The 12,982-nt window shown below is 55.3% G+C and carries 10 protein-coding genes; 6 read left to right on the plus strand and 4 right to left on the minus strand.

Going from position 1 to position 12,982, the window contains the following annotated elements:
- Positions 1 to 56 precede the first annotated feature (56 nt).
- A complete protein-coding gene (locus tag LLY24_RS08210) occupies positions 57 to 662 on the minus strand; it encodes a YqaA family protein (protein WP_259035799.1) in 606 nt (201 codons plus the stop codon).
- A gap of 447 nt (positions 663 to 1,109) precedes the next feature.
- Between LLY24_RS08210 and LLY24_RS08215 the strand changes: the two genes are divergently transcribed.
- Positions 1,110 to 3,335, plus strand: a complete 2,226-nt coding sequence (locus tag LLY24_RS08215; RefSeq protein ID WP_259035800.1) for a S8 family serine peptidase — start codon at positions 1,110 to 1,112, stop codon at positions 3,333 to 3,335.
- 255 nt (positions 3,336 to 3,590) lie between these two features.
- Here LLY24_RS08215 and LLY24_RS08220 read toward each other — a convergent pair whose 3' ends face one another.
- On the minus strand, positions 3,591 to 4,508 hold the full coding sequence (locus tag LLY24_RS08220) for a LysR family transcriptional regulator (protein WP_259035801.1): 918 nt from the start codon (positions 4,506 to 4,508) through the stop codon (positions 3,591 to 3,593).
- 145 nt (positions 4,509 to 4,653) lie between these two features.
- On the opposite strand from LLY24_RS08220, the gene LLY24_RS08225 reads away from it, so the two are divergent.
- From LLY24_RS08225 to LLY24_RS08235, 3 genes are all read left to right on the plus strand, one after another.
- Complete coding sequence (locus LLY24_RS08225) at positions 4,654 to 5,769, plus strand: 4-oxalomesaconate tautomerase (protein WP_259035802.1); 1,116 nt, start codon at positions 4,654 to 4,656, stop codon at positions 5,767 to 5,769.
- 60 nt (positions 5,770 to 5,829) lie between these two features.
- The gene (locus LLY24_RS08230; RefSeq protein WP_259035803.1) at positions 5,830 to 6,948 is read left to right on the plus strand and encodes a type 2 periplasmic-binding domain-containing protein; all 1,119 of its coding nucleotides are present in this window, start codon (positions 5,830 to 5,832) and stop codon (positions 6,946 to 6,948) included.
- A gap of 81 nt (positions 6,949 to 7,029) precedes the next feature.
- On the plus strand, positions 7,030 to 8,961 hold the full coding sequence (locus tag LLY24_RS08235) for a tripartite tricarboxylate transporter permease (protein ID WP_259035804.1): 1,932 nt from the start codon (positions 7,030 to 7,032) through the stop codon (positions 8,959 to 8,961).
- Between the two features lie 109 nt (positions 8,962 to 9,070).
- On the opposite strand, the gene dkgB is transcribed toward LLY24_RS08235, so the two are convergent.
- The gene (gene dkgB / locus LLY24_RS08240; RefSeq protein WP_259035805.1) at positions 9,071 to 9,880 is read right to left on the minus strand and encodes a 2,5-didehydrogluconate reductase DkgB; all 810 of its coding nucleotides are present in this window, start codon (positions 9,878 to 9,880) and stop codon (positions 9,071 to 9,073) included.
- A gap of 117 nt (positions 9,881 to 9,997) precedes the next feature.
- Positions 9,998 to 11,179 (minus strand): MFS transporter, encoded by a 1,182-nt coding sequence (locus tag LLY24_RS08245; protein ID WP_259035806.1) that lies wholly within the window; start codon positions 11,177 to 11,179, stop codon positions 9,998 to 10,000.
- A gap of 209 nt (positions 11,180 to 11,388) precedes the next feature.
- On the opposite strand from LLY24_RS08245, the gene LLY24_RS08250 reads away from it, so the two are divergent.
- Together LLY24_RS08250 and LLY24_RS08255 are read left to right on the plus strand one after the other, a co-directional pair.
- Positions 11,389 to 12,273, plus strand: coding sequence for a LysR substrate-binding domain-containing protein (locus LLY24_RS08250; protein WP_259035807.1), 885 nt, complete (start codon positions 11,389 to 11,391; stop codon positions 12,271 to 12,273).
- Positions 12,274 to 12,399: 126 nt separating this feature from the next.
- Positions 12,400 to 12,975, plus strand: a complete 576-nt coding sequence (locus LLY24_RS08255) for a hypothetical protein (RefSeq protein WP_259035808.1) — start codon at positions 12,400 to 12,402, stop codon at positions 12,973 to 12,975.
- The last annotated feature ends 7 nt before the right edge of the window (positions 12,976 to 12,982 follow it).

Raw genomic sequence — 12,982 nt, forward strand, 5'->3', positions numbered from 1 at the left:
GTTAGCAGCTACTATCTGCACTAACTTGCACTACGTACTTGCACTGCGCACTTGGGTCATGCCAACACCCACTTGGCCAACTGCTGCATTCCCAACACTACCGCCACGATGGCGATGCCACCAACGATACTGGTAGCCAGTGCGTGGCGTTTCCACAGCTGCTCGACGCGGTGGCCCAAGGAGTAAACCAGCAGCGCGATGCCGAAGTAGCGTATGCCACGAGCAATGAGCGTGGCGAGCACGAAGAGTAGCAAGGGGTAACCCGAGAGCCCCGCCGTGATCATGGCGATCTGAAAAGGAATGGGCAGAGTGCCGAGCGCTAGGATGGCGGCAAAGCCGTAGGTGTCAAAAAAGCTTTGGAAAGAAGCGAAACTCGATTCGATCCCCATGAAGCCAATGAACCAACGCCCAATCGATTCGAACAGCAGCATTCCCACCCCGTAGCCCACGATCGAGGCCAAGAGGCAGCCGACCGTGGTCACCGTTGCCAGCATCCAGAGTCGCGAGCGGTTGGCGGCCATCAACGGAATCAAAATCAGCTCCAAGGGAATGGGGAGGATGATGGTTTCCAAAAACGAGAGCGTACCCAATAGCCAATACATGTGGTTCGAGCCATTGAGGCGCTCGAACCACGCACGCGTGCGCTTTGCGATGATCGACATGGCGCGTTACTCCGCCATGGGAAAGCAGTGGGGAGCGGTGCGAAAAGAGCCTGTGGCCACGGTGTCCTCCTGACGATTGATTAGCGGGCTCGCGTTTCCTTGCGAGCGCATACTCATACTGGGTCGCGCTGAGGGCTTTGTCTAGCCGAACGCGTCAACATGCGTGCTGAAAAAGCGCGCAATATTTATTTTAATAATAGAATTTCAAAAATTTTTATATTTAAACTTAAAATAGTTAATAAATGTAGTCTCGATAGTGGTTTATGGAAGTTTAGCATGATTGATAAACAACATAATGCGCTATTTTTTTTGTTACGTATTAAATTATTATCCATTCAGACGTAAATAAATCATATTGCGCGATTGATATATTAAGTCGGCTATAGTCTAATGCGCTCGCATTTTCCCCGTGCATCCCCCCTGCCAAATTAGCGAGCGTTAATAAAAGTGAACCAAGATATAAAGCCCGGCTTTAATAGCGTTGGGCAGCGCCGTCCCTTGTGCCTAGCCATAGCCGTGGCGATTGGCTCCCTCACCTTAACCGCCTGTAGTTCCGGTGGTGGCGGCGTCTCCAATAACGACGCCCTCAACGAGTACACACCCTCTTCTGCCACGCCGTCGCTCGCTGCCCCTAGCGTTTCGGTGTCAGTATTGAACCCCAATGAAGTGCGAGTAGCGGTGGTCGATAGCGCCTTCAATCAGGCGGAGCTGATCAACAGTGAGCGTGTCATCGACAGCTTGAACATTCATACTGGTGGCCGTGACGTTAGCGGCGGTAACGAATGGCACGGCAATGTCGTAGCCTCGACGATTACCGGCGGCACGCTGGGTAATGCGCGCCTTGATTTGATCAAGGTGGAGAGCGACGGCGTCAATCGCAGCAGCGCCATCGATTACGCCATTGGTGAGGCGGCCTCGCGTGGCGCACGTGTTATCAACGCCAGTTTTTCCCAGCGCTATTCGGCAAGCGACCCACGCCTTTCGTTCAATGGTGTCAGCTCGCCTGCGTCCTACGCGCGCGTGGTCAATGCCAACGACGGCAAGGGTGCGGTGTACGTGGTGAGTGCGGGTAACGACGGTAAAGCCATCGATACCCAAGGGCGGCCGATCTACGCAAGCCACCCCGATCTTTACGACATGATGCTGATTGCCGTCGGTACCACCAAAGAGGGCGATATTCACCCATCGAGCGCGTACCCAGGCGACGACGAACGCCTCCAGGCGCGCGCCATTGCCACCGATTACGTCAACCGCCAGGTAGGCGCCCAGGGCACCTCGATTTCGGCAGCGCGGATCTCTGAGTACGCGGCCGGTATTTTGGCGCGCTGGCCGCACATGAGCGCGCAGCAAGCGAGCCAGCGACTGCTCGATACCGCAAGCCACGATAGCGCTCTGTTTGCCCGTAACGACTGCGGTAGCGCAGGTAACATGAACTGTGGTGCCTTCTATCTGGGGCAGGGGATCGCCGATATCGACGCGGCATTGGCGCCGGAAGGCGAGCTGGTCGTCGCTCAGAGCGAGCGCCTTTCAGAAGGCGGCGCGGCGGCTGAAAGCGCCTACCTTCAGCTCTCTGGCGCCTTTGGCGATTCGCTGGCCGCCTCCGGTGCGCTGAATGACGTAGCGGTGTTCGATAGCTTGGGCCGTGACTATCAGGCCGACTTTGCGGCCAATCTTCAGCCGCGTACCTCGCGGGCCACGAGCATGCGTCGGCAGATGGAAAAGCTCTCGCGCATCACGCCTGCGGCGCTTTCACGGGAAACGGTAGCTACCAATGGCTTCCGCGTCGACTCACAGTTTAGCGGCGCGGGTGAACTCGTGAGCAGTCGCTTCGATGGCACCTTTGGTAATGCCGAACTCAGCGCCTTCAGCTTTGCCGGTGACCAAGCAAGCCCGATGAGTGCCTACGCCGAATCCAACATGATGCCCATGCTCTCCTTCCAAGAGGGCACGGCCATGACGCAAGGGCTCGATAGCGTCAACGGCGTGCAGAGCCGCTATGCCCTGGGCGAGACGTTGAGCCTGGTGGCATCGCACTGGGTGGGCAGCGAGCTTACCTCGGGAAGCGATAGCGATTACCGCGCCCAGCGCTCGGATATCGGCGTCGAGTGGGAGATTTCGCCAGCGCTGAACCTCACCACCCAACTGGGGCGTTCGGAAGAGCGCAATGGGCTACTGGGCACCACCGGTGGTAGCGCCCTTGGCGTAGGCGAGCGCAACGAGCTCTACTTTGCCAGCCTCAACCTGCAGGCCACGCTGAGCGAAGGCGTCAGCGCGTTCGCCGAGTTCGAGCAGGGCCGGGGAAGCGTACAGGGTAAGGGGCTTTTGACCCACCTCGACGATATTCATGCCCGCGCCATGTCGCTCGGGCTGCAGTGGCAAAAAGAGAACGAGCAGTGGGCCTTGGCCCTGCGTCAGCCGCTGCGTATCGATAGTGGCGTTGCCTCCTTCGACGTGCCGGTTGGCCGTACGCTGGCGGGTGACGTGATTCGCGAGCAGCGCTCGGCCGATCTTGCAGCCTCTGGCCGCCAGGTCGATCTCGAACTCGGCTATACGCTCTTCCCCAGCGAGCGCAGCCAGTGGCAGTTCAACCTGCTGCACACCCGCGAGCCCGGCCACGACGCCGACGCACCATCAGACACCGCCGCCATGGTGAGCTACGCGGTTGCCTGGTAACGTCACTCGGCAGCGCCGCGTTTGGCAACGCTAATCTGCGATAAACCAAGAAAAAGAGCCACGCACGGATAGCCGCGCGTGGCTCTGCTGTTTTAAATGAGTGTCATTGACGCTTTGGCGATACGTGTTTGCCTCATCCTTCAGGATAAAGTTGGCCACACCTTCCTCGAAAGAATTCTGAGGGACGCCACCTTCGGACACTTGCTATGGCGTTGGCGTGATGATGGGTTGTATGGGGTGCCCTACGGAAGCGCCCTATTTACTGGTATTCGTCGGTTGATTGCCCCAATGCTCAAGCAGTAGCGCGATGAATAGCTGGGCTGTACTCGACAAGCTGTGAGTGTTACTGCGTATTAATCCAATCGACCTTTGAATGTGAGGCGGGGGTAACTCTCGCGAGCATAGCGTATCGTGATCGGGGCCCGGCATGGTCATTTGCGGGAGGATGGCGACGCCAAGTCCTGACTCTACCAATCCTAGTGATGTCGAAAGGTGCTGTACTTCGTAAAAACTGTTGAGATGTATACCTTCCGCAGAAAGAGCATTGTCGAGAATTGTACGGTTGCCACTATCTCGACTGACGGTAATCAGTCGTACATCTTCCAGATCGGACCATTCGATTGCTTTCTTACTTGCCAAGGGGTGATCGGCCCGAAGCGCAAGTACGAAAGGGTCGCGAAGTAATGGTGTGAAGGATACGTCAGGGCTTTGCGCGCTGATCATATTGATGCCGAAATCCGCCTCTCCATTGATGACTTTCTCCAATCCTTCGTTGGCGCTTACATCCAGTATACGGATGCGGATACCGGGCCATGCTTCGCTAAATACACGTATGACACTAGGCAAAAAATAAAACGCTGCGGTGGGTAGGCAAGCAATCGTCACGGTTCCCTTCTGATGCGTTACCAACTCCCGAATACCTAGAATAGACGATTCGAATTCCTCGAGCATTCTTCTAGCCCTAGGCATGAAGTCCAGCCCTATGGGGGACAAACGAGTGCGTCGCGTCGTACGCTCCAAAAGCTCGACTTCGAGCAGTTCCTCGAGTTTTTGGATACGTCGCGTCAGGGCTGGTTGAGATAGGTGCAGGCGTTGTGCAGCTTCATGGAAGGAGCCCAGTTCCGCTACGAAAATAAATGCTTGCAGGTCTAAAAATTCCAGTCGATGAAGCATGGATTGTTCCATAAATGTGTCAATCCAATAAGGAAAGCACATTAATGTGAATCATGCATTTATACTTATTTATATTTGCATTTGAAGCATTAAATGATGACTGACATGCTCCCACTACCTTGAAAGACAATAATGCGGAGTTGTCATGAAAAGTATTCCTTGCATGATCATGCGCGGTGGAACATCGCGTGGCCCCTTCATCCGCATGAGTGATTTGCCTCCGCAGCAAGATGAGCAGAGCAAAATACTCTTGAGCCTGATGGGATCGGGACATGCGTTGCAAGTCGATGGGGTCGGAGGTGGCGATCCACTGACGAGCAAGGTAGCTATCGTTGAGCGTTCTTCCCATCCGGATGCAGACGTTGACTATTTGTTTGCTCAGGTCGATGTGCTGAACAAGCGTGTCGACTTTACGCCCAATTGCGGCAATATGTTGTCGGCAGTAGGGCCTTACGCGCTTGAGACCGGTTTGGTCGACCCGCAGGAAGGAACTACGGTCGTTCGAGTGCGTAACCTCAATACCCAGCGTTTGATCGAGTGCTTGGTACCTACACCAGGTCGTCATGTTCAGTACGAGGGGGATACGCGTATTAGTGGTGTTCCTGGAACTGCTGCCGGAATTCAATTGAGCTTTCTCGATATTATGGGTAGCAAAACGGGGAAGTTGTTACCCACCGGGCAGGTCAGTGAAGTTATCGATGATATAGCTGTGAGTTGCCTGGATGCTGCAACTCCTATCGTACTTCTACGCGCCTCGTCTATGGGTGTGAGCGGAAATGAAACGCCTGCCGAGCTTGATGCCCATCCCACACTGCTTACTCGATTAGAGTCGCTTAGGGTCGAGGCAGGCAAGCGTATGGGGCTGGGTGACGTTCGGGGGAAAGTGCTGCCCAAGGTGGTGCTGATTTCAGACTCGAAAACGCCTGAGAGTGCATTGAACGTCCGTTATTTCGTACCCAACCGATGCCACAAAGCGATAGCAGTCACTGGAGCAATTGCGGTGACGGCTGCTATCAACGTGCCAGGAACCATTGCCAATGAGCTTTTTGTTGAAGCAAAACAAATAACTACAACTGAGCTCCTTTCAAGCGTTACCCTTGAGCACCCTTCGGGCACGATAAATCTCACGGCAGAATACCGCCAGCAAAATCCTTTGGATCTAGCGCGGGTTTCTTTGCTGAGAACTGCTCGAAAAATAATGAGTGGTGACGTTTTCTATCAACTTTCTGCTTCTACGGAAATGACTGTTGCTAGCCCGTAAAACGTGATGACTCACGGTAACAACCACAATGCCACAATAAATGAAGACAGGAGTAGCGCCATGACATGCCCAAACACGCCCTCTGCGTATCCTTTTTCCTTCCACTGCAAGCGTGCTCTACTAACTATCGCTTGCTCAACGCTAGGATTTGTAAGCATTTGCGCATCTGCGGATGAAGTAACAGTGCCTAATACAATCCATTGGACGATACCTTTCGGGGTCGGCGGCGGAACGGATGTATGGGCACGTTTTTTCGCGCCGTGGATGAGCGAGAACATCGCCGGTAATCCCACTCTAGTGATCGATAACGTGCCAGGAGGCGGGTCAATAAATGGTAGCAACCTATTTGCCATGCGAGCTCAGCACGATGGCAGCCAATGGATAGGAACTTCTGCCTCTACTCAATACCCCGCCATGCTTGAAGACCGCCGTGTACGCTATGATTACACTGACTGGGCGCCTATTCTGGCAACGCCAACCGGGGGCGTAGTCTATGCTCAACCGAACTTGGGGAGTGACGCTGACGCTATTCTGAAGGCCATGTCCGAGGGGAGGGTGAAATTCGCAGTACAAAGTCATACGGGATTGGAGCTCCCCGTACTTATCGCGCTAGATCTACTTGGCGCTGATGTTCAGGCTGTCTCGGGGATGCGCAGTCGTGGAGAAGGGCGGCTGGCCTTCGAGCGAGGTGAAGCCGATATCGATTTCCAAACCACCTCTGCTTACTTCAGTAGTGTGGAGCCGCTGGTAGAAAGTGGGCGTGCTATTCCTCTTTTCTCTCTAGGTGTTTTAAACGACGAAGGCGAGATTGTACGTGACCCAGCCTTTGCGGAACTGCCCACCTTTCTTGAAGTTTATGAGCGTCTGAACGGGGATGCGCCTGAAGGTCCTGCCTATGACGCTTTTCGAAAGTTCTTCGCGTCTGGCTTCACACTTCAAAAGATGATTTTGGTTCCGAGTGATACACCGACAGCGTTGATCGAAGAGTATCGCGAGGCCGCGAGGCGTTTTGTCGATACCGAAGCATTCGAGTCTGCAGCGGAAGCACAGCTCGGTCCATATACACCGGTAGTCGGTGATGTCGTAGAGCAGCACTTACAAGAGGCCATGTCGCTGAGTGATGAAACGCGTCAATGGCTGACGGAGTGGCTACGCGAACAGCATGGCGCACGTATCTAACTAGGAGTCGAGCGACAGAGAGATGAGCACCGCAGTCGCGGTGCTTATGTGTTTTTACACCTACGATACGAGAGTCAAACCATGTTAGAGGTTATTTTTTCGAGTCTGGGCCAGCTATTCACCGCCTCACACCTATTTTATATGATGGTCGGGGTACTAATCGGTCTAGTGGTCGGTATCATTCCTGGATTGGGTGGTATTGCGGGCATGTCGTTACTACTGCCGTTTTTATACGGCATGGAGCCTTCTGTTGCTCTAGGCATGCTGATGGGGCTTGTTGCTGTAATTCCCACAGGTGATACTTTTGCTTCTGTATTGCTGGGCATACCCGGCTCCAGCGCTTCGCAGGCAACGGTGGTAGACGGTTTTTCGCTAGCTAAGAAAGGGCAGGCTGCTAGGGCTTTGTCGAGCGCATTCTTGTCGTCGTTGATTGGCGGATTGATGGGCGCTTTAGTACTAACGGCGTTCATTCTTGTGGCCCGCCCTATTGTGCTGTCGTTTTCCTCATCCGAACTTTTTATGCTCACACTACTTGGCCTTTCTATGGTGGCTGTGCTTTCTGGAAAGGATCTGTTCAAGGGTTTAGTCGCTTGTGGATTTGGGCTCCTAGTGGGGACTATAGGCATGGCACCAGCCACAGGGGAGTTTAGGCTGCCGTTCGAGGTTGACTATTTGTATGACGGCCTGCCTCTAGTGGTAGTTGGCTTGGGCATCTTTGCGTTACCAGAAATCATTGATTTGCTGGTGAAGCGGGGTAGCATTGCTGAACAATCCTGTGAACTTGGCAAGGGGTGGCAGCAGGGTATGAAGGATGTTGTTCGCCAGCCGGGCCTTGTAGCGAGATGTGCAGGTATTGGGAGCTTGATGGGCACGATTCCTGGTTTAGCGGGTTCGGTTGTCGATTGGCTCACTTATGGACATGCCGTTCAGAGTGCGAAGGATAAGTCCCAGTTTGGTAAAGGAGATATCCGGGGCGTGATTGCCCCCGAGTCGGCAAACAATGCCTGTGCATGCGGCGCCATGGTTCCTACGCTTTTGTTCGGTATTCCGGGTTCAGGAACAGCGGCAGTATTTTTAGGAGGCCTATTGCTGTTAGGTTTGCAACCGGGCGTCAGCATGCTAGAAACCAATCTCGATCTCACTTACACCATCATATGGTCACTTGCGCTCGCGAATATTTTGGGTGCAGCGCTCTGCTTGGGTTTGGCAAAGCCCGTTGCAAGCCTTACCCGTGTTCCCTTCGTTATTTTGGCGCCGATAATAACAATCCTTATCTTGTTTGCCGCCTATCAGGCAACTCGCTCTCTAGGCGATCTTTTTGCTTTAGGTGCGATCGGAGTACTTGGAGTGCTATTCAAACAAGCGAACTGGTCTCGACCAGCTTTTTTGATTGGCTTCGTTCTAGCACCTGGTGCCGAAGCATATTTCTATCAAGCTGCACAATTTCAAGGAACGGAAGCTTTTATACGGCCTGGGGTCATCATTATTGGTTTAATGATTGCTGCCACCTTAATTATCCCTGCACTACGGCGCTATCTATCATCACGCCGGTATGGAAATAGTGCTCATACATCAAACGCAGATTTACTATCACTGGGTACGATCGATGTCATACTCATGTCGGGCATGCTTGCAGTCGCTTTCTATACGTGGGTGGCATTTAGTGAGCTGTCTCTATTAGGAGGCATTATGCCGAGACTGGCAATCGCTATTATTGTGATCGCTTGTATTATCGAAATTTGTAGGACGGTATCAAGGCCCACACGTTGGCTGGCTCAACCATGTCGTCAGGCAGCAATGTGGGTTACAGGCTTCTTCCTGCTCATAGGAAGTATTATGCTATTGGGCTTCGTCATTACGGCGGCGATATTCTGTTTGATCTTTTTACTGTTAATCGCACGTGCTAAGCCCCTTGTGGCTGTCGGTATCACAGCGAGCATCACGCTTTTCCTTATTGGTATGGCTAATTTATTAACGCTGACGTACCCCACAGGAATACTCGCTTCACTTTGAAGGTAAGCTACGCAGTAGCCAGTTAACGCACCTCTTGGTAATACTGAAAAGAGCCACGCACGGATAGCCGCGCGTGGCTCTGCTGTTTTAAACGAGCGTCATTGGCGCTTTATTGATCCCACTTCGGGGCGAAGTCGGGGCTGGCTACTCGCTCACCGCGGTCGAGTTTGGCGATGGCGTCCATGTCTTCCTGGGAGAGCTCGAGCTTGAGCGCGTCCAGGTTGCTCTTGAGGTTTTTCTCCTTGGTGGAGGAGGGGAAGGTTGGGATGCCGCGCTGGTTAAGCCAAGCGATGGCGACTTGCGCGGGGTTGACCGCATACTTCTCGGCAATGGCCTTGAGCGTGTCATCTTCGAGCACCTTGCCTACGGCTAGCGGCATGAAGGCGGTCGGGATGATGCCGTGATGCTCGCAGTGGGCGACCAGCTCGCGGTTTTGCAGGAAGGGATGCACCTCGATCTGGTTGGTCAGAATCTCTTCGGCGCCCAGAATCTTCACCGCTTGGTCGATCTGTGCCTTGGTGAAGTTGGAAACGCCGATATGACGTGCTTTGCCTGCCTCTTTGACCTCTTTCAGCGCGGTCAAGTAGTCACGCATCGGTACTTCGTCATTGGGCGAAGGCCAGTGGATCAGTAGCAGATCGACGTAGTCGGTGCCGAGTTTTTTGAGGCTCTCATCCACGCTTGCCTTGAGCGCTGCGGGCTCCAACTGCTCCCACCACACCTTGGTGGTCAAGAAAATATCGCTACGCGGCACCGTGCTTGCCTTGATGGCGGCACCTACCTCGGCTTCGTTGTCATAAAACTGGGCGGTGTCGATATGCCGGTAGCCGAGCGTCAGTGCCGTGGTCACTGCGTGATGCAAGGTGTCGCCGGTCAGGCGAAAGGTTCCGAGGCCGGGGTTGGGAATATGCTTGGACATCTTTACTCCTCATCGGTGTTGAATCGATCAGTGATCAAGGTTCACCCCTAGACATGCGGGGATGGGCTCCTTAGTTCAAGGGTGGGTTAAAAATTAGCAGACGAAGCGGTTGGTTGGCTAAGCGCTAGCGAGAGGTGTCGCGTTACGCTGGTCGAGTCGGCCGGAGAGGCGCGTCAGCACCAGCGCAATGAGCACGATCAAGGCGCCGACCCAGGCAGTATCGGTTAGCGCCAAGTGGGTCACGACCTGGCCGCCGACCACTGAGCCAAGAGCAATGCCAATGTTGAATGCGGCAATATTGAGCCCCGAGGCCACGTCGACTGCTTCGGGCACGTAGCGTTCGGCTAGCTTGACCACATACACCTGGAGGCCAGGAACGTTGCCAAAGGCGAAGGCACCCCATACCAAAATCGTCAGCACGGCGGCAACGGGATGAACGACGGTCACGTTGAGCGCCAGCAGCACGACGGCCAAGCCGGTGAAGATCGACGTCAGGGCGCGAATTGGGCCCATGCGATCGGCAAGCTTGCCGCCGTAGAGATTGCCGAAAGCAACCGAGACGCCGTACACCAGCATGATCAAACTGACCATCGAGGGGGCGAAGCCGGTGGCCTGCTCAAGAATCGGAGCTAAAAAAGTGAACGCTGTGAAGGTGCCGCCATAGCCCAGAATGGTAATGGCATAAACCAGCATCAAGCGCGGATGCGTGAGCACTTTGAGCTGTTGGCGCAGCGTCGCAGGGGCGGCACGTTTGAGGTTGTTGGGAATCAGCAGGGCGCTACCGATCAGCGCGATCAGGCCAAGCGCCGAGACGACCAAGAAGGTGTCGCGCCAGCCGAACGTTTGACCAATCCAAGTGCCGAGCGGTACGCCGGTGACCAGCGCCACGGTAAGCCCGGTGAACATGATGGCAATGGCGCTGGCTTCTTTGTCTCTGGCGACAAGACTGGTTGCAATGGTAGAGCCGATCGAGAAGAACACGCCATGCGCAAGGCCGGTCAGAATCCGCGCAGTGATGAGCGCGCCGTAGCTAGGCGCTTGCCAGGCCAGCAGGTTGCCAGCGATGAACAGCGCCATTAATCCTAGCAGTACCCACTTGCGGTTGAGGCGCCCGGTCAGGGCCGTGAGTACCGGCGCCCCTACGGCAACGCCTGCGGCGTAAAGGCTGACCAGCAGACCCGCCGAAGGCAGGCTAACGCTAAGGTCCTGGGCAATGGTAGGCACCAAACCGACGATCACGAATTCGGTGGTGCCGATGGCGAAGGCGCTGAGGGTAAGCGCCAATAGCGCAATAGGCATCGAGTTACTCCTGTGAGAGGGCGCCGCACAATGCGACTTGACGGCGTGCAGTCTGGCGGAAGAGACTTTTTCGATAAACGTGACTATTTGAGAAACACCTTTGTGATTATCGAGAAAATTGAGGTTGCCGAGAAAATCAGCAACGTGGCTATACAGAAGCGGATTGATTCGGTGGTTTGCACAGCATCGATGGCCAGCGGAGAGCGACGGTGAAAACACGTTCGGATGATCTCGAATTGCTGCTAGCGGTCGTGGATAGCGGTGGTTTTAGCGCGGCAGCCGTACGCCTGGACGTTCCGGTAGCGCGTATCTCGCGCGCGATCCAGCGCTTGGAGCAGCGCCTCGACGTCCCTTTGTTGAATCGCACGACGCGCAGCGTGGCACTCACCGATGAGGGCAGCCGTTTCGTAGCCGACGTGCGTGAGGGGCTCGAACGACTGAATGCGGCAGAGGAGTCGCTCGCGCTAACACGTGGAGAGCCTGCCGGACGGCTTCGCGTGGACGCCGCGAGCCCCTTTGCTCTGCATCAGTTAGTGCCGCTGGTGGGAGAGTTTCGGCAACGTTATCCCGGAATCGAGTTGGAGCTTTCCGCCAGCGACGACATCATCAACCTGCTGGAACAGCGCACCGATGTCGCCATTCGAATCGGCGCCTTGACCGATTCGACCTTGCACGCGCGGGCCTTGGGCCGCTCTCGCCTCTACCTCGTGGCAAGCCCTGGTTATCTTGCACGCGCGGGAATGCCAGCGTCAGTGGCAGCACTAGAGCAGCATCAGCTCATTGGCTTTCTAGCCCCAAGTAGTCTCAATCGGTGGCCGGTAGAAGGGCTGGATGAGGAAGTCATCCCAACGCTATCCGCTTCCAGCGGTGAGGTGATACGTCAGCTCTGTCTCGCGGGAGAAGGAATCGCCTGTTTGTCCAACTTCATGGTGGGCAACGATATCGCTAACGGAGATCTCCACCTCGTGCTGCCCGAGGCTATGCGCCATGGCGGTCCACGAGAACTGGTGCAAGCCGTCTACTATCGCAACACGGCGATGTCAGCGCGTATTCAGGCATTTTTAGACGTGATCGCGCCGATGTTGAAGCTATGAGGTATTAGTTCTCCAAGCGCTACGCCGGTGACGCCGTGCTGGCATCGACAGGCGCTTTGCTCTACGCTGGCGGGCTTTGTAAGCCCGCTACTGATGGGGCGCACCGAGCGAGAGAGCTTAAGCGAAATGAAGGTCGTACATATCAAAGAAGGGCCCCAGCGCGATGCTTGCTTGGCCAAGCTGTGTGCCGAAATCTATGGCCGCTCTGCCGGGCTTTCGCCGCTGGTGCTGTTCACCGGCGTCAACGAAGTGTGGTTTCAGGTCGACTCGGCGCGGCTTTGGGCGTTGGTGGGGCGTGGCGGCGAGATACAGGCGCTGGCGCTACTGGTACTCGACGAGCACGGTGAGGGCGTGACCCTACTGCATGCCTGCAGTTTGACCAGTGCAAGCGATGGTAGCGATCCCAAACAGCGACTCATCACCGAACTCGCTACCAAGGCACCGCTGCGCGTGGATGCCAATACCGTCGAAGGCGAGGCGTACTACCGCCAGGCGGGAATTCGCGACTGGCGCGATGGTGAAGGCGGCGCGCGTATTGGCCTAGGCCCGCGTCATCCGGCGCAGAAAAACCAAGCCCTGGCGGCAACGCTCACTCTCGATGAAACCGCCATTCTGCGCCGCTTCAAGCACGATGTGCTGGCCTTCGATGCGCAAAAGCAGCGCTTCATTCAGAGCCTGGATGCCTTTCCCGTGACGCTGTAGGCGCTTT

It is taken from the genome of Halomonas dongshanensis, from assembly GCF_024790395.1.
GTDB classification, from domain to species: Bacteria; Pseudomonadota; Gammaproteobacteria; order Pseudomonadales; family Halomonadaceae; genus Vreelandella; species Vreelandella dongshanensis.

Excerpts from the sequence above, each read along its gene's own strand:
- LLY24_RS08210 (WP_259035799.1), bottom strand. The coding sequence starts at position 662 with ATGTCGATCATCGCAAAGCGCACGCGTGCGTGGTTCGAGCGCCTCAAT.
- LLY24_RS08220 (WP_259035801.1), bottom strand. The coding sequence starts at position 4,508 with ATGCTTCATCGACTGGAATTTTTAGACCTGCAAGCATTTATTTTCGTA.
- LLY24_RS08225 (WP_259035802.1), top strand. The coding sequence starts at position 4,654 with ATGAAAAGTATTCCTTGCATGATCATGCGCGGTGGAACATCGCGTGGC.
- LLY24_RS08230 (WP_259035803.1), top strand. The coding sequence starts at position 5,830 with ATGACATGCCCAAACACGCCCTCTGCGTATCCTTTTTCCTTCCACTGC.
- LLY24_RS08235 (WP_259035804.1), top strand. The coding sequence starts at position 7,030 with ATGTTAGAGGTTATTTTTTCGAGTCTGGGCCAGCTATTCACCGCCTCA.
- dkgB (WP_259035805.1), bottom strand. The coding sequence starts at position 9,880 with ATGTCCAAGCATATTCCCAACCCCGGCCTCGGAACCTTTCGCCTGACC.
- LLY24_RS08245 (WP_259035806.1), bottom strand. The coding sequence starts at position 11,179 with ATGCCTATTGCGCTATTGGCGCTTACCCTCAGCGCCTTCGCCATCGGC.
- LLY24_RS08255 (WP_259035808.1), top strand. The coding sequence starts at position 12,400 with ATGAAGGTCGTACATATCAAAGAAGGGCCCCAGCGCGATGCTTGCTTG.